The organism is Pseudomonas typographi (assembly GCF_014694385.1).
Taxonomy (GTDB): Bacteria; Pseudomonadota; Gammaproteobacteria; order Pseudomonadales; family Pseudomonadaceae; genus Aquipseudomonas; species Aquipseudomonas typographi.
In genome coordinates this window covers 57,654-73,999 of the sequence record NZ_JAAOCA010000021.1, presented here as the reverse complement: position 1 = coordinate 73,999, position 16,346 = coordinate 57,654, and the positions used below count along the sequence as shown (strand labels likewise).

The window sequence follows — 16,346 nt, the reverse complement described above, 5'->3', positions numbered from 1 at the left end:
CCTCCGCTGCACCGGCTCAAGGCAGCGACCCGTAAACTGGCTGCGTAGCGCGAGCGCAACCGCGACCCGTGCCTACCTTGGCGAGGAACGTGCCTATTTCGATGCGTGGATGGACCACACCCGCGTATTACAGGGCCGTTTGTTCGAGGAGATCAAGGGCCGCTACCGCGACGCCGACGCCTCGGTGCCCCAACCGTTTGGTGGCTACCTCTACTACTTTCGCAAGCTGCAGGGCGAAAGCATGGCGCGCTATTACCGTTGCCGGCACCTCACCGCTACGGCATTGGAGGTTGACCCCAATACCGAACAGTTGTTGCTCGACCCCAATGCCATGGCCAACGGCGCACCGATCGCTTTTGGCGCTGTGGCGCCGAGCCCTGACCAACGCTACTTGGCCTACAGCGTAATCGCCGCCGCCGGCAGCGGGCTTTTTATCCAGGACCTCGCCACGGGCCTAGTGCGGCCGGTGCCGCCGCCCGGCGCGCCGTTCGATGGCAGCGTGGCCTGGGCAGCCGACAGCCACACGCTGTTTTTCGCCACCACCACCACGCAGCACAGCAACCGCCTGTACCGTTATCGCCTGGGCGAGGCGCTGGCACAGTTGGCCTTCGAAGAGCACGACAACCGCTTTAACCTGCACTGCTCACGCAGCCGCTCGGGGCGCTGGCTGATACTGCGTTGCGCCAGTAAAACATCGAGCGAAACCTGGGTGCTCGATGCCCGAGCGCCCGAACGCCCCTTCGCCTGCCTGTTGCCCCGGCAGCAACAGCACAAAGGGGTGGTCGACCACGGCCGCTGGGGCGCTGCCTGGCACTGGTTCGACCACACCAGCGCCGGCGGCGCGCCGTTGAACGTTCGCCACGCGCCGGACCACGGCAGCCTGCCCAGCCGCGAGCAGTGGCAATGGCTGGCCGCGCCCGAAGACGACGTGGCGATCGAAGGCATGGATTTGAACCACCACGCTGTGGTGTTGAGCCTGCGCAAACAGGGGCGCCCAAGCCTTGAGATACACCGCCAAGGTGCCGCGCCGGTGCCGATCCAGGTACCTGATGACGTGTACCTGCTGGGTGTGCATGCCCCATTGGCCTTCGAAAGCCCGGCCATGCTGCTGGTGCACGAGTCGTTGGCGACGCCACGGCAGGTGCGTTGGCTCGACTTGGCCACGGGTGAACACCGGCTGATCAAACAAATGGAGGTGCTGGGTAACTTTGCCAGCGAGCGTTACACCACCCTGCGCCTGCAGGCCACGTCCCCTGACGGCACGGGCGTGCCGATCAGCCTGGTGCTGCGCAAGGACCACGCCACCCGCCGCCCGTTGCGGGTGCTATTAACCGGTTACGGTGCTTATGGGGTGACCCAAGAGCCAGCGTTCTCCTATTCACGCCTGAGCTTGATCGACCGCGGCTTCGCCGTGGCCATTGCCCACGTGCGTGGCGGCGGGCTGCTGGGCGAGCCTTGGCACGCAGCCGGCAAAGGCGAGCACAAGCAAAACAGCATCGATGACTTCATCGCCTGCGCCCACTACCTGCTCGACCAGGGCTGGACCACGCCCGAAGGGCTGGCGATCCGCGGTGAAAGCGCCGGTGGGTTACTGATCGGCGCCACGCTTAACCAACGCCCGGGCTTGTGCAAAGTGGCCGTTGCCCACCAGCCATTCGTCGACCCATTAACCGCGATGCTCGACCCCAGCCTGCCCTTGACGACCACCGAATACGGCGAATGGGGCGACCCGCGCGAGCCCCACGCCCATGCTTGGATAAAAGCCTATTCCCCTTACGAGAACGTGGCCGCCCAGGCGTATCCGGCGTTGCTGGTGACTGCGGGCTTTCAAGACCCGGTGGTCCCCTATTGGCAGCCCGCCAAATGGGTGGCCAAATTGCGCGCCAGCAAAACCGACAGTAACCCATTGCTGTTCTACCTCGACTTGCAAGGCACCCATGGGGCGGGGCCCGGCCGCTATGAGCGGATCCGCCGGGACGCATTGGAATACGCGTTCATTTTCCACGCCATGGGTTTGGCTAAAAGCCTGCTGGGAGATCGACCACAGCCTGCCCTTCCCGCACCCGATGAACTCTGAAAAACCACGCCAACCCTTTCCAGTGCGGCTCGCCCGCGCGGTTGCTGGCCGAAGCGTGCGCTAGCGCCATGGTGGTTCGCGCCTGGGCCGTGCTTTGTGCAGGCGCCGGTACATGGCCGGCTGGTAGAAGGTGCGTTGAACGGAACGATCAGTGCGCCGGGCCGGTCAGCTAGTGTGATATTTCCCTTTCCCACAGTGGAGCCGATCATGAGCCGCCGTTCCGTCGCCGACCTTACCGATGTCACACAACCTCAGAATGTTCATGGCTGGGAGCGCGCAGGCTCGCTGGCCGCCGGCGTGGTGCTGGTAGGCAAGGGCGTGGCCCGCGGCGGCCTGCTCGGGCTGTTGCAAGTGGCCATAGGCGGGGCCGCACTGGCACGCGGTTACACCGGTTACAGCAAGACGAAGGACATTTTCGAGAAAGGCCGGCAAGACCTGGATGCCATTCGCGCGCGCATCGAGGGCGCCGGTGCCGAACTGCAAAGCCTGAAGGACAGCGCCGTGGCTGCCACCGAAACCACCACGGTCATCGGCGAGGACCCGCTCGCGCCCAAATAGCCTTGATCAGCCGGCGCGGAAGATCAGGTAATCTTCCCAGTCGTCTTCGGCTACCGCTGTTTCGCTGAGCATGCGCCCAGCCTGCGACACCCGTTGTTTGTGAACCTGCTCGCGATCGCCGCACACTAGGTGGTGCCATGCCGGCAAGGGTTTGCGCTCGGCCACCAAGCGGTAGCCACAGGTGGGCGGTAACCACTTGAACTGGTCGGCTTGCGCGGCGGTAAGTTGGATGCAATCGGGCACTTGGCTGCGCCGGTGGGCGTAATCGCGGCATTGGCAACTGTTCAGGTCGAGCAGCTTGCAGGCGATGCGCGTGTAATACACGCTGTGGTCGTCTTCATCTTCGAGCTTTTGCAGGCAACACAAGCCACAGCCATCGCACAGCGACTCCCACTCCCTCGCGTCGAGCTGGTCGAGGGTTTTGTGAATCCAGAAGGGCTCTACGCTGGCAGCCATGGCGCACCTATATTCATGGCGCGCTAGTCTACGGCGCACCGGTTCACTTGTCATCGGCCGGGCATCGCAGTAGCTTTAGCGGCTTTGACGGACGCCGCGTGGCGACGTACCCCCTCACCCGCTAAGGAACTTGCCATGAGCGACAGCCCACGTATCGCCGATTACGCCATTCACGAGCAATTCATCAATCGCTGGTCACCTCGCGCATTCAACGCCGAGCCGATCCCGGAAACAACCCTGCTGGGCTTTTTCGAGGCGGCACGCTGGGCGCCCTCGGCGTACAACTCGCAGCCGTGGCGGTTTCTCTATGCACGCCGCGACACGCCGAACTGGCAGCGTTTTCTGGGGTTGCTCAATGAGTTCAACCGCGGCTGGGCGCAGCATGCGTCCGCGCTGGTGATCGTGATCTCGAAAACCACGTTCACCGCCCCTGGTGCCAGCGAAGAAAGCCCTGCCCTGTGGCACACCTTCGACACTGGCTCGGCCTGGGCACACCTCGCCCTGCAAGCCAGCCTCGACGGTTGGTACACCCACGGCATGGCCGGCTTCGATCAGGATTTGACCCGTAAAGAGCTGCAGATACCCGACGGCTACGTACTGCATGCCGCCGTCGCGATCGGCAAGCTCGGCGACAAGGCCAGCCTGCCGCAAGGGCTGCAGGCCCGGGAACTGCCGAGCCCGCGCAAGCCGGTAGGGGAAATTGCAGCGGAAGGTAACTTCAGCCTCTAATGCCACCTAGGTGCGCCACCTCGGTGCGCCACCTCGGCGGGGTGTTTCAGCAGTTGGGGACACAATTTGTGTGCGCACCGCTGAAACAACCCCACCCGCTTCAATACCCCCGGTCGAAATCCACTTGGCCCTGCAGCGGCGTACCCGCCTGGAACGCTTCAAGGTTTTGTAAAAAAAGCGCGACCATCAAGTCCGGCGAGGAAGGGGCCGCGCTGTGGCCGGTGAGCAGCAGGCCCCAGGCCGTCCAGAAGGGGTGCCGCTGGGGCAAAGGTTCCTGGCGGCACACATCGATCACGGCACCGGCCACATGGCCCATTTTCAGCGCTTCGACCAAGTCGGCGTCGACCACCGAAGTGCCGCGCCCGGCGTTGATGAACAGCGCCTCGGGGTTAAAACGGGCAAACAGCTCGGCATTGTAGAGGTCGTCGGTGTGTGCGGTGTGTGGCAGCAAATTAATCACGTAATCGGCCTCGCCCACTAAGCGGCCCAATTGCTCCAGTTCGGCCACTTCGATGAACGGCGCCAGCTCACGCGCTTGCCGGGCGATGCCATAGAGCATTACGCCAAACGGTGCGAGAAACCGCGCCACGCTTTGGCCGATGTCACCCACCCCCACGATCAGCACCCGGCGGCCACGCAAACTCGCCGGCAGGCGATTGTCCCACTTGCGCTCGACCTGGCTGACCAAGCGCGACAGCACCATCCGTTCATGGTTGAGCATATAGGTGAGCACGTATTCGGCCATGACCTGGCCGAAAATGCCGACCGCCCGGGTTAGCAGGTAATCCCGTGGCAGGGCCGGGGCCAACAGCGGGGTGATGCCAGCCCACGTCGACTGTACCCAGCGAGGCTGGTTGCCCTGGCGCAACAGGCCGGCCAACAGGGCTGGCTCGCCCAGCCAGACGGCGCATTGCGCGGCTTGCTCGGCGAGGACGGCAGAATCGTCACTGGTAAGCACTTCGAGCCAAGGGGCCTGCTGGTCGAGCAGGCGAGCATAGGTGGCGAAGTGTTGCTCCGCGATGAGAACGCGCATGGTGAAACCTTGTGAAAGACCAACGAAAAGCGCCAAGCCTACTGTGGTACGGCGGCCGCTTACAGTGAAATCGACGCCGCAAAGCGCCGCATCGCAGTGGCTTAGATCGGGTCGTTACGTCGCAGCAACTCGTCAGGCAAATGTTCGATGTAGTCTTCTTCCGGCGGCGGCATCTGCAGGTGGTAACCCTGGCCGTCGAGGTTTTCCAGCACTTTGTGGATATCCTCCCGGGCCAGCGTGCGTGCCGGGCTCAATACCAAGTCGAACGCATGCTGCGGCGTACCGAACAGGCTGAGCAAGCCCTCGGGCAGGCGCGCCAGCCCATCGGCCTTCAAGGTGTAAAGGTACATCTCGCGTTTGCGGGGGCTTTTGTAGATCGAACAGATACGTTTCATGGGTGTTCCTTACTACCGGCCAGGGCATCGAGCAATTTTTGCCCCAAGCGCTGGCGGCGCCAACCACGCAGTGAGTCGGGCAACTGGTAGGGGCCATGGGGGAACCCCGACTTGAGCAAGGCTTCAAGGGTTTTCTTGCGCAACGCCAGTTCCGGCGCAATGCCTAACCGCTCGGCTTCGGCTTGGCCGATGGCCCGCAGTTGCCTGAGCACGGCCGAGGCTTCCAGTGGCAGTGGCTCGGGCAAGGCCGCAGGCCATTGCGCCTCGGGCAGGCTGGCCGCCTGCTGGATCAGCTCGAGCAGCACCTCGCCGTCTTGGCGCAGCGTGCGCGGGTGCATGTCTTCGATCTTGGCCATGGCGGTGAGGTTGGCCGGCTGGAAGCGTGCCAACGGCCACAGGCTGCTTTCCTTAAGCACCCGGTTGCGCGGTACATCGCGCTCACGTGCTTGCAACTCGCGCCAGGCACACAACTCACGCAGCACCGCCAGTTGGCTCGGCGACAGTTTCCAGGCCATCTTCGCGTCGCGGTACAGCTCGCGCGGGTTCACTTCGCGGGTGGGCTGTTGCGCCAGTTCTTCGCCATCTTCGAGCACCCAAGCGTGTTTTTCCACGCCCAGCCGTGGGCTCAGCGCCACATAGAGCTCGGCCAGGTGCAGGGCATCTTCGGCGGCATAGCTCACCTGCGCCTCGGCCAGCGGCCGCTGCAGCCAATCGGAGCGGGTCTCGCCCTTAGGCAGTTCCAGGCCCAACACCTGTTGCACCAAGCGCGAATAGCCCATGGAAAACCCCAGGTTCAGGTAACCGGCGGCCAATTGCGTGTCGAACAACGGCAACGGCACCGTGCCGGTCAGGCGTTGCAACACTTCGAGGTCTTCGCTGCAGGCATGCAGCACCTTGAGCACGGCGGGGGCAGCCAACAATTCAGCCAGCGGCGCCCACCGTTCGATGCACAGCGGGTCGATCAGGTAGGCGGCCACCCCGTCACTGACCTGCACCAGGCCGGCTTGCGGGTAAAACGTATCCACCCGCATGAATTCGGTGTCGACGGCGATAAAGGGCAATGTACGCCAGTGCTGGCAGTGACTGGCCAGCGTGGCGTCGTCGCGGATCCAGTGGATTTCGATGGACACAGGGTACTCCCTCGGACAATGCCGGGCAGTATACGCGATGCGCGCCACCTGGCGGTCACTCGCGATGGGGCGGTGCCAGGCAGGCGCCGATGCTGGCTTAGCGCAAACCGTGGGGAACATCGGGGGCCGCCCCACGCTCTGAACAGCAATGCCCGCCCACCCGCCGAGTGCTCCCTGACGTGGCCGAACCCGACGCACAACCCCAATACCCGGCCGAAGACGGCGAGCCCGAACTGCTGCGACGCGCCGTGGGTTATGGCCCGCCCAGCCTGGGCCCGCTCAACGCCAGCGTGGCGGTGCCCCGCGGCGGCAGTTGGCTGCGCCGCCTGCTGGCCTTCGCCGGCCCGGGTTATATGGTTGCGGTGGGCTATATGGACCCTGGCAACTGGGCCACGGACCTGGCCGGAGGGTCCAGGTTCGGCTACCTGTTGTTGTCGGTGATACTGCTGTCGAACCTGATGGCCATGCTGCTGCAGGCGCTGGCCGCGCGGCTGGGTATCGCTACCGGGCTGGACCTGGCCCAAGCCTGCCGTGAACGCTATTCAAAGCCGGTGAACATCCTGCTGTGGCTGGCTTGTGAAATCGCCATCATCGCCTGCGACTTGGCAGAAGTGATCGGCACCGCCATCGCCCTGAAGCTGCTGTTCGGGATCCCCCTGCTGTGGGGCGCGGTACTCTGCGCGCTCGATGTGTTTCTCATCCTGTTGCTGATGCGCCAGGGCTTTCGCGCCCTGGAGGCCTTCGTGGCAAGCCTGCTGGGGCTGATTTTCCTGTGTTTTATCGCGCAAATGATGCTGAGCCAACCACCGATCGCGGCCGTGCTGGCCGGGTTCATACCCCGCGCCGAAGTGGTCACCAACCCCACCGCGCTGTACTTGGCCATTGGTATCCTGGGCGCTACGGTGATGCCGCACAACCTCTACCTGCACTCCTCTATCGTGCAAACCCGCGCCTTTGAGCGTACTGAGGCCGGCCGCCGAGAGGGCCTGCGCTGGGCGGTCACCGACAGTACCCTGGCGCTCACCCTGGCGCTGTTCGTCAACGCCGCGATCCTGATCACCGCCGCCACGGTGTTCCATGCCGCGGGGCGTACCGATGTCGAAGACATCGAACAAGCCTACCAGTTGCTGTCGCCGATGTTGGGTGTGGGCATCGCTTCGATGCTGTTCGCCGTGGCGCTGCTGGCGTCGGGGATCAATTCGACCGTGACCGCGACCCTGGCTGGACAAATCGTGATGGAAGGCTTTTTGCGCCTGCGCATTCCGAGCTGGGCACGGCGCCTGCTCACACGCTGCCTGGCGGTGGCCCCGGTGGTGTTGATCACCGCCTGGTATGGTGAAACCGGCACGGCCAAACTGCTGGTGCTCAGCCAAGTGATACTGTCAATGCAATTGCCATTAGCGGTGATACCACTGGTGCGGTTCGTTTCCGACCGCCAATTGATGGGCCCCTTGGTGGCTGGCCGAGCCTTGAGCGCCATTGCCTGGCTGATTGCGGCGATCATCGTGGTGTTGAACGTGCATTTGTTGGTAGGCACTTTCAGCCTGTCCCGCTAACGGCCGTACGCTTCCTAAAAAGCCCGTGCTAGACGCCTTCGCCGATGTTTGTTTAGCATGGGCGGTTCCCTGGAGCAGTGTTTGGACGTTGGCACATTGGCGGTGCCTGTTGTTGCCGGGCAACGCTGCCCGGCAACAACAGGCACCGCCAAGAAAGATGGTGTAGCCAACGCCCCAGGCACCACACTAGCCCCCCCTTGAACGGAGCGTCGCATGTCTATCCCGCAAACCCCGCCGGCCGTGTTACCTCGGCGCGCCGCCGCGAAAATGGAGGCGGCCCTGGCGGTGGGCAGTTTCGCCATCGGCACGGGTGAGTTCGCGATCATGGGGCTGATGCCCAACATCGCCAGCAACCTGAACCTGACTGAACCCCAGGTGGGCCATGCGATCAGTGCCTACGCCTTGGGCGTAATGGTGGGCGCGCCGCTGCTCGCCATCCTCGGCGCCACATTGCTACGCAAGCACCTGTTGCTGCTATTGATGGCGTTGTACGCACTAGGCAACCTGGCCACGGCCTTTGCCCCCAGCTTCGGCGCGCTGGTGGCGTTGCGCTTTGTCTCGGGGCTGCCCCATGGCGCGTACTTCGGTATCGCCGCGGTGGTGGCCTCCAGCAGGGTGGCAGCCAACCACCGCGCAGGCGCGGTGGCGCGGGTGATGATGGGGCTGACCTTGGCCATGCTGCTGGGCAACCCGATCGCCACCGCGCTCGGGCAGCTCTTCGGTTGGCGTTCGGCTTTCGCCCTGGTGGGCGTGATCGCGCTGTGCACGCTCTTCTTGGTCGGGCGGTACGTGCCGCAACCCCCTGGCGAGGCGCGCAGCGACCCGCGCAAGGAACTGCGCGCCTTTACCCAGCCGCAAGTGTGGATGGCCCTGGCTATCGGCGCCATTGGCTTTGCCGGGATGTTCTGCGTATTCAGCTACCTGGCCCCGACCATGCTCGAGGTCACGCGGGTTAGCCCGCAATGGATACCGGTCGGGCTGGCCGCGTTTGGTGTCGGCGGCATCGTCGGCAATATTGCCGGGGGCAAATTGTTCGATCGGTTGCAATTTCGCGCGGTCGGCCTGCTGCTGGGCTGGGCCATGCTGGTGCTGGTGCTGTTCCCGTTCGCCGCCGGTTCGCTGTGGAGCGTGGTGCTGGGCATCGGGCTGGTGGGCAGCATGGTGTCGCTGGCCGCACCGTTGCAAATCCGCCTGATGGACATCGCCGCCGACGCCCCGAGCCTGGCCGCTGCCTCCAACCATGCCGCCTTCAACCTGGCCAATGCCTTGGGCCCATGGCTGGGCGGCATGGCCATCACCGCCGGGCTAGGCTGGACCAGCACTGGCTATATCGGCGCTGCCACTGCCTTTGTGGGGTTTGGCCTTTATGCCGTGGCGCGGCGGATGAAAGGCGGCAACTAACCGGTGGCGCTGGCGCCTGGGTGCCACGAAAGGTGGCTGCAGCCTTTTGCCGGTAACTTTTGGTGCCGGGCCGCGTCTTCGCTGCGCTTCATCGCCCGACGCTGTCGCGCTCGCCGCAGCGCCTTGCCCGGCAGCAACATTTCATCGGGCATTGCGTGTGCGCTCCCTCGGCGCACCACACTCCGTTGTCCGACTTCATCCCATGCCAGCATAAATTTTAACTGTTAACGCAACCATTACCAAGTTTGTCTAACTTGTACCAAGCCCCGCAATACCATGCACTAGAGCCATTGGTAAATTGACAGCCTTTTACCCGACCGCTATAAAAGTCAGGTGATATGACGACCTACTTCGCCGTACACGTTTACCCCAATAACAACAATACCGAGTGAACAACCATGAAGATCAAAGGCATCCGCTGGTGGATGGTTTCCTTGATGATCGCAGGCCTGGTCATCAATTACCTGGCTCGCAATACCCTTTCCGTAGCGGCGCCAACAATGATGTCGCAGCTCAGCATCTCGACCGAACAGTACTCGCATATCGTTGTTGCCTGGCAGATGGGCTATGCCTTCATGCAACCGGTTGCCGGTTACATCGTCGATGCTATCGGCACCAAGATGGGCTTTGCCTGCTTCGCCATCGCTTGGTCGGGGGTGTGCGCGGCCGCCGCACTGGCCACCGGTTGGCAGAGCCTTGCGTTCCTGCGCGGGATGCTCGGGGTCACCGAGGCAGCGGGGTTTCCGGCGGGGGTCAAGGCCACTACCGAGTGGTTCCCGGCCAAGGAACGCTCGGTGGCATTGGGCTGGTTCAATGTGGGCTCTTCACTCGGGGCGTTGATCGCCCCACCCCTGGTGGTGTGGGCCATCCTCACCAGTGGCTGGCAATTGGCGTTCGTCTTGGTAGGCGCCTTCGGCCTGATATGGAGCGGGCTGTGGCTGTGGATCTACAAGCACCCCACCGAGCAGCGATTACTGTCGGAGCAAGAGCGCGACTACATCCTCGCCGGGCAGGAAGCGCACCTCAAAGATGCGCCCAAAGCCCGTGCGCAGTGGCGCAAGGTGTTCGGCCGGCGCAACTTTTACGCCGTAGCCCTGGCGCGGTTCCTCTCCGAGCCTGCCTGGCAAACTTTCAATGCGTGGATCCCGCTGTACTTGATGACCGAACGGCACATGAACATCAAGGAAATTGCCTTGTTCGCCTGGTTGCCCTTTTTGGCGGCAGACCTGGGTTGCGTGCTGGGCGGATACCTCTCGCCGCTGCTGCACAAGCACCTTAAGGTGTCGCTGTTCACCTCACGCAAGCTGGTGATGCTCAGCGGTTGCCTGTGCATGATTGGCCCGGGCTGCATCGGCCTGGCGGCCAGCCCCTACACGGCAATCCTTTTGCTGTGCATCGGTGGTTTTGCCCACCAGGTGCTTTCCGGCGCGCTGTACTCGATCACGTCCGACTCCTTCGGCAAAAACGAGGTGGCCACCGCCACGGGCCTGGGCGGCATGTGCGGGTTCCTCGGCGCCGCACTGTTTACCGCGATATTGGGTGTGCTGGTCACGCAGGTGGGCTACAACCCGTTGTTCGTGGCCCTGGCGGTGCTGGACATCGGCGCCGCCGTGGTGATTTTGGCCCTGGCCCGCCAAGTGGCCGAGCCGGCCGCCGGCGAACAGCCTCCGGCCCGGGCCACGGCAGCCGTCGCGACCGGCCAGTAACCGCTTGCGCGTTTTGTGCTTTGCTCATAGGCGATAACATTCCGGGAGCCGATCATGAACATACTCGACCGCTTTCGTCTTGATGGCCAATGGGCGCTGGTCACCGGTTCTTCCGCCGGCATCGGCTTGGCCATCGCCCGCGGGTTGGCCCAGGCAGGCGCCCGGGTGGTGCTTAATGGCCGGCGCGCCGACGCGCTGGCTGGCGCCGTTGACACGCTGCGCAGCGAAGGGCTCGATGCCCATGGCCAAGCATTCGACGTAACCTCCCCGGCGGCGGTGAAGGCGGCGGTGGAAGCGATCGAGGCAAACCTGGGGCCATTGCAGGTGCTGGTGAACAACGCCGGCATGCAGCACCGCGCGCCCTTGCAAGCATTCCCCTACGAGGCGTGGCAGCAACTGATGCGCACCAACCTGGACAGCGCCTTCCTGGTCGGCCAGGCCGTCGCCCAGCACATGATCGCCCGTGGCCATGGGCGGATCATCAACGTGTGTTCGGTGCAAAGCGAACTGGGCCGCCCAGGCATTGCCCCTTATGCGGCCAGCAAGGGCGCCCTGAAGATGCTTACCAAGGGCATGGCCATCGATTGGGGCCCCCATGGGCTGAACGTAAACGGCATCGGCCCAGGTTACTTCAAGACCGAACTCAATGCGGCGCTGGTGGCCGATGACGCCTTCAGCAGTTGGCTGGTGCAGCGCACACCCAGCCGCCGCTGGGGCAATGTGGAAGAGCTGGCCGGCGCAGCGGTATTTCTCGCCAGCGACGCGGCGAGCTTCGTCAATGGCCACGTGCTTTACGTCGACGGCGCCATCACGGCGTCTTTGTAAAACTTTGCCCAAAAACGAACCTTCTCAAAACCTTAGGGGTCTAGTAACGGAGCATTTACATCAACGCCATGCAGCCCGAGGTTTTTCCATGGCCCGCGACGCGACTTTGCACTACGTCGAGCAATACCCCTCGATGCCTACGCCGCTGTTGGACCGTGAGGTCACGTTGCGCCGCGGGCCGTTGTTTTTCGACGAGCAGCAAAGCCGCACCCTCGAAGCACTGTGCGACCGCGTGCTGCCCCAAGCCACACCGCGTGTGGCGGTGCCGCTGGCGGCACTGCTCGACGCCCGCTGCTACGCCAACCTCGATGAGGGCAGCGCACCGGGGCAACTGGCGCCGCGCGATACCTGGCGCTTGGCCCTGGGCGCCCTCGACAGCGAAGCCCGTGAGCGCTACGGCAAAGGCTTCGCCGACCTGCGTGGGACTGAACAAGACGCGCTGGTGCATGCCATGCGCAGCGGCCTGCTCGGCCACCCGGCCTGGGGCAAAGTCGCCCCACAGGTGTTCTTCCACCAGCGCCTGCTGCGCGATGTCTCTACCGTGTACTACAGCCACCCGGCCGCCTGGCCCTCGGCGAGTATCGTCGGCTCGTTTGCATTCCCCGCCGGACCCTGCCAAGAATAGCCCCAGGCGCCTTCGTAGTGGCGGCGCCGTTCGATGCCCGCTTGTGCGTTCGTTCAAGCCGTAGCGTTCGTGGGCGCGGGTGTCGCTGATAAGGATTCCAGCATGGCTAAACAAAATGTCATCAACGCCCAAGTGAGCCCTAAAGGCAGCCTTGAAGTACTCTCTCACCGCGAAGTGCAACAACTGAGCGAAGCCGGTTCCGGCAGCATCTATCAACTGTTCCGCCAGTGCGCCCTGGCCATTCTCAACACCGGCGCCCATGTCGATAACGCCAAGACCATCCTCGACGCCTACAAGGACTTCGAGGTGCGTATTCACCAGCAAGACCGCGGCGTGCGCCTGGAGCTACTCAATGCCCCCGCCGATGCCTTCGTCGACGGCGAAATGATCGCCAGCACCCGCGAGATGCTCTTCAGCGCCCTGCGCGACATCATTTATACGGAAAACGAACTGGGTGATTTACAGTTCGACCTGGCCAGCTCAAGCGGCATCACCGACTACGTATTCCACCTGCTGCGCAATGCCCGCACCTTGCGCGCGGGCCTGGAGCCGAAAATGGTGGTGTGCTGGGGCGGGCACTCGATCAATACCGAAGAGTACAAGTACACCAAGAAAGTGGGCCACGCGCTGGGCCTGCGCAAGCTCGACATTTGCACCGGCTGCGGCCCCGGGGTAATGAAAGGCCCGATGAAGGGTGCGACCATTGCCCACGCCAAGCAGCGCATGAACGGCGGCCGCTACCTGGGCCTGACCGAACCGGGGATCATCGCCGCCGAGGCGCCCAACCCGATCGTGAACGAGTTGGTGATACTGCCAGACATCGAAAAACGCCTGGAAGCCTTCGTGCGGGTGGGCCATGGCATCATCATTTTCCCTGGCGGGGCTGGTACCGCGGAAGAGTTCCTCTACCTGCTGGGCATCCTGATGCACCCAGAAAACCGCGAACTGCCCTTCCCGGTGATCCTCACCGGCCCACGCAGCGCGGCGGCGTACCTGGAGCAACTGGACGCTTTCGTCGGCGCCACCTTGGGCGAAGCGGCCAGGGGCTATTACCGCATCATCATTGCCGACCCAGACGAAGTGGCGCGGCAAATGGCCGAGGGGCTGCTGGCCGTGAAGCGTTTTCGGCGCGAGCGCAACGACGCCTTTCACTTCAACTGGCTGCTCAAGATCGAAGACAGCTTCCAGCATCCGTTCGACCCAACGCACGCCAACATGGCCAAGTTGGCGCTGCGCAAATCGTCGCCGCCCCATCAATTGGCGGCCAACTTGCGCCGGGCGTTTTCCGGCATAGTGGCCGGCAACGTAAAAGACAAAGGCATCCGCCTGATCGAACGACACGGCCCTTATGAAATCCATGGCGACCGCGAAATCATGCAGCCGCTGGATCAACTGCTGCAGGCGTTCGTGGAGCAACACCGCATGAAACTACCAGGCGGCGCGGCCTACGTGCCGTGTTACCGGGTGGTGTCGTAACCTTGGCCCCGCGCTTGCCGGTTCAGGCGGCGCAACCGATCGACCTGATCATCGACACCGACCCAGGGGCGGACGATGTGGTGGCGCTGTTTTTGGCCATGGCATCGCCCGCGGAACTGAACCTGCGCGCCATTACTACCGTAGCCGGCAATGTGCCCCTGGGGAAAACCTCGCGCAACGCGCGGCTGGTGCGGGAGTGGGCACACCGCGAAGAGGTGCCGGTTTACGCCGGCGCTAGCCGCCCACTGGTGCGCACGCCGCTCTATGCGGCCAACGTTCACGGTGAGGAAGGCTTGCCTGGCGTACCGGTGTACGAGCCGGGCGAACCGCTGGCCGAAGGCACTGCGGTGCAGTACCTGGTCGAAACACTCAAGGCCGCCGCGCCCCACAGCATCACCCTGGCGCTGCTCGGCCCACAGACCAACTTGGCCCTGGCGCTGGGCCAAGCCCCGAGCATCGTGCAAGGGATCAAGCAGGTGGTGGTGATGGGCGGTGCGCACTTCAACGGCGGCAATGTGAGCCCGGTGGCCGAATTCAACCTGTTTGCCGACCCCCAGGCGGCCAAGGTGGTACTCGCCAGCGGGGTGAAATTGACCTATCTACCGCTGGATGTTACCCATAAGATCCTTACCAGCGAGGCACGCCTGGCGCGCATCCGCCAGTTGGGTAACCAAGCCGGTAGCCGCGTATACGACATCATCCGTTGTTACGCCCAACACGACATCGATCACTACGGCCTGCCTGGCGGCCCCGTGCACGACGCCACGGTGATCGCTTACTTACTCAAGCCACACCTGTTCAAGGGCCGCGACCTGTATATGGCTATCGATGCCCGCGACGGTGTGGGCTTCGGCCAAACCTTGGCCGATTACTACGGTTCGCTCAAGCAGCCAGCCAATGTGCATTGGGTCACCGACGGCGATGCCGAAGGTTTTTTCGACCTGCTGACCGAACGGCTGGCACGTTTGCCCTGAGCGCGTTCAAGCCAACACGCACTCGGTGAACAGCCGCTGCAACGGGGAGGCTCGGCGCGGCGCCACCAGCACCAGCTCGCGGCTGAACGCCCACTCACCCAGCGGCAGCACGCGCAGGCCAACAGGGTTTGCCAGCCACAAACCGGCGCGGGGGATCAGCGCCACCCCGAGGCCGCTCTGGACCATGCGGATGATCGCGTCGAGTTCATCGAGCTCCAGCACCTGCCGCGGGTTGAGCCGCTGCGCCAACAAGAAGCGGCTGACCTGGCGGCCGCCGAACGAGGCACGCTCGTAACGAATAAACGGCTGTTCGCGCAGCAGAGTAAGCGGGCAATCGCCCGGCACGCCGGCCGGCACTGCCAGCACGAACGGCTCCTCGGCCAGCAGGGTGGCTTCCAATTCCTTCGGCAGCGGGAACGGTGGGCGAATCAAAATGGCCAGGTCAAGTTCAGCCGCATCCACCTGCGCCAGTAGGTTCAGCGACACCCCCGGTACCAGTTGTACTTCCACCGCTGGGGCACGCTCACGCAGCCGCACCAAGGCCGGCGCCAACAAGCCCGTTTGGGCGGTGTTGATCGCGCCGATGCGCAACGTGCCACGCTGGGCACCCTCACCTGGCGCAGCGCCCATGCGGGCGAACAACGCCAGGATTTCCTCCGCCAGCGGCACGGCGCGTTGGCCCGCGGCACTCAATTGCACCGCACGGGCGCTGCGCTCGAACAGTTGCACCCCCAGCGCCTGTTCAAGGTTGCGCAACTGCGCGCTGACCGCCGAAGGCGTAAGCCCTATCTGTTGCCCAGCGCCAACGAAACTGCCACGCCGGGCAGCGGCTAAAAAAGTGCGAAGTTCGCGGATCATGGCAAGGCCCCAGGCACAATATTTTTGCTGCTCAGCTACAAAACTATCCGCTTTGCATCGAATTTCCAATGGGTAAGAATGGCCCACCGTGAACCTCGATGAGAACACCCTATGAGCCTGTCACCGTTTCACTTGGCTATCCCCGTTTACGACCTGCCCGCCGCACGCCACTTCTACGGTGATGTCTTCGGCCTGGCCGAAGGGCGCTCCAGCGACCACTGGGTCGATTTCGACTTTTACGGCCACCAGTTGGTGATCCATGAGCACCCCAAGACCCCTTCCCAACAGGCGGCCCATACCAATGCGGTAGATGGCCACGATGTGCCCGTGCCGCATTTCGGTATCGTACTCAGTTGGCCGGAGTGGGAAGCCTTGGCCGAACGCCTGCGGGCGCGCGATACTGCCTTCGTGATCGAGCCCTACGTGCGCTTCAAGGGGCAGGTGGGCGAGCAAGCCACGATGTTTCTGTTCGACCCCTGCGGCAATGCACTGGAATTCAAAGCGTTCAAGGATATGAGCCAATTGTTCGCCCGGTAACGCCTAAACG

Annotated in this window: 16 protein-coding genes; 11 read left to right on the top strand and 5 right to left on the bottom strand. The window is 63.6% G+C overall.

Annotation, left to right across the window (positions count from 1 at the left end; translation table 11 throughout):
* Positions 1 to 40 precede the first annotated feature (40 nt).
* The gene (locus HAQ05_RS17010) at positions 41 to 2,077 is read left to right on the top strand and encodes a prolyl oligopeptidase family serine peptidase (RefSeq protein ID WP_476705388.1); all 2,037 of its coding nucleotides are present in this window, start codon (positions 41 to 43) and stop codon (positions 2,075 to 2,077) included.
* Between the two features lie 207 nt (positions 2,078 to 2,284).
* Positions 2,285 to 2,635: a YgaP family membrane protein gene (locus HAQ05_RS17005; RefSeq protein ID WP_190422682.1), complete on the top strand. Its 351-nt coding sequence runs from the start codon at positions 2,285 to 2,287 to the stop codon at positions 2,633 to 2,635.
* A 6-nt stretch (positions 2,636 to 2,641) separates the two neighbouring features.
* Here the strand turns inward: HAQ05_RS17005 and HAQ05_RS17000 are convergent, their stop codons facing one another.
* A complete protein-coding gene (locus tag HAQ05_RS17000) occupies positions 2,642 to 3,091 on the bottom strand; it encodes a YcgN family cysteine cluster protein (RefSeq protein ID WP_190422679.1) in 450 nt (149 codons plus the stop codon).
* Between the two features lie 135 nt (positions 3,092 to 3,226).
* Between HAQ05_RS17000 and HAQ05_RS16995 the strand changes: the two genes are divergently transcribed.
* Positions 3,227 to 3,820, top strand: coding sequence for a nitroreductase family protein (locus tag HAQ05_RS16995; RefSeq protein ID WP_190422677.1), 594 nt, complete (start codon positions 3,227 to 3,229; stop codon positions 3,818 to 3,820).
* Positions 3,821 to 3,920: 100 nt separating this feature from the next.
* Here HAQ05_RS16995 and HAQ05_RS16990 read toward each other — a convergent pair whose 3' ends face one another.
* From HAQ05_RS16990 to rnd, 3 genes are all read right to left on the bottom strand, one after another.
* Positions 3,921 to 4,853, bottom strand: coding sequence for a D-2-hydroxyacid dehydrogenase (locus HAQ05_RS16990; protein ID WP_190422675.1), 933 nt, complete (start codon positions 4,851 to 4,853; stop codon positions 3,921 to 3,923).
* A 101-nt stretch (positions 4,854 to 4,954) separates the two neighbouring features.
* A complete protein-coding gene (locus tag HAQ05_RS16985; protein ID WP_190422673.1) occupies positions 4,955 to 5,248 on the bottom strand; it encodes a YcgL domain-containing protein in 294 nt (97 codons plus the stop codon).
* Entirely contained in the window at positions 5,245 to 6,378 is a 1,134-nt protein-coding gene (rnd, locus tag HAQ05_RS16980) for a ribonuclease D (protein WP_190422671.1), read from the bottom strand. The genes HAQ05_RS16985 and rnd overlap by 4 nt, the downstream gene beginning before the upstream one ends.
* A gap of 233 nt (positions 6,379 to 6,611) precedes the next feature.
* Here rnd and HAQ05_RS16975 point away from each other — a divergent pair, with 233 nt between their 5' ends.
* From HAQ05_RS16975 to HAQ05_RS16945, 7 genes are all read left to right on the top strand, one after another.
* Positions 6,612 to 7,934 (top strand): Nramp family divalent metal transporter, encoded by a 1,323-nt coding sequence (locus HAQ05_RS16975; protein WP_190422761.1) that lies wholly within the window; start codon positions 6,612 to 6,614, stop codon positions 7,932 to 7,934.
* 213 nt (positions 7,935 to 8,147) lie between these two features.
* The gene (locus tag HAQ05_RS16970; RefSeq protein ID WP_190422669.1) at positions 8,148 to 9,335 is read left to right on the top strand and encodes an MFS transporter; all 1,188 of its coding nucleotides are present in this window, start codon (positions 8,148 to 8,150) and stop codon (positions 9,333 to 9,335) included.
* A 425-nt stretch (positions 9,336 to 9,760) separates the two neighbouring features.
* Positions 9,761 to 11,041: an MFS transporter gene (locus tag HAQ05_RS16965; protein ID WP_190422759.1), complete on the top strand. Its 1,281-nt coding sequence runs from the start codon at positions 9,761 to 9,763 to the stop codon at positions 11,039 to 11,041.
* A 54-nt stretch (positions 11,042 to 11,095) separates the two neighbouring features.
* Entirely contained in the window at positions 11,096 to 11,866 is a 771-nt protein-coding gene (locus tag HAQ05_RS16960) for a glucose 1-dehydrogenase (RefSeq protein ID WP_194719616.1), read from the top strand.
* An 88-nt stretch (positions 11,867 to 11,954) separates the two neighbouring features.
* Positions 11,955 to 12,491 carry a gluconate 2-dehydrogenase subunit 3 family protein gene (locus HAQ05_RS16955; RefSeq protein ID WP_190422667.1) on the top strand — a complete coding sequence of 179 codons (537 nt, stop codon included), beginning with the start codon at positions 11,955 to 11,957 and terminating at the stop codon, positions 12,489 to 12,491.
* 102 nt (positions 12,492 to 12,593) lie between these two features.
* The gene (ppnN, locus tag HAQ05_RS16950) at positions 12,594 to 13,967 is read left to right on the top strand and encodes a nucleotide 5'-monophosphate nucleosidase PpnN (RefSeq protein ID WP_190422665.1); all 1,374 of its coding nucleotides are present in this window, start codon (positions 12,594 to 12,596) and stop codon (positions 13,965 to 13,967) included.
* Positions 13,946 to 14,941, top strand: coding sequence for a nucleoside hydrolase (locus HAQ05_RS16945; RefSeq protein WP_190422663.1), 996 nt, complete (start codon positions 13,946 to 13,948; stop codon positions 14,939 to 14,941). Before ppnN ends, HAQ05_RS16945 begins: the two co-directional genes overlap by 22 nt.
* 6 nt (positions 14,942 to 14,947) lie before the next feature.
* On the opposite strand, the gene HAQ05_RS16940 is transcribed toward HAQ05_RS16945, so the two are convergent.
* The gene (locus HAQ05_RS16940) at positions 14,948 to 15,799 is read right to left on the bottom strand and encodes a LysR family transcriptional regulator (protein ID WP_190422661.1); all 852 of its coding nucleotides are present in this window, start codon (positions 15,797 to 15,799) and stop codon (positions 14,948 to 14,950) included.
* Between the two features lie 111 nt (positions 15,800 to 15,910).
* Here HAQ05_RS16940 and HAQ05_RS16935 point away from each other — a divergent pair, with 111 nt between their 5' ends.
* Positions 15,911 to 16,336 (top strand): VOC family protein, encoded by a 426-nt coding sequence (locus HAQ05_RS16935; protein ID WP_190422659.1) that lies wholly within the window; start codon positions 15,911 to 15,913, stop codon positions 16,334 to 16,336.
* The last annotated feature ends 10 nt before the right edge of the window (positions 16,337 to 16,346 follow it).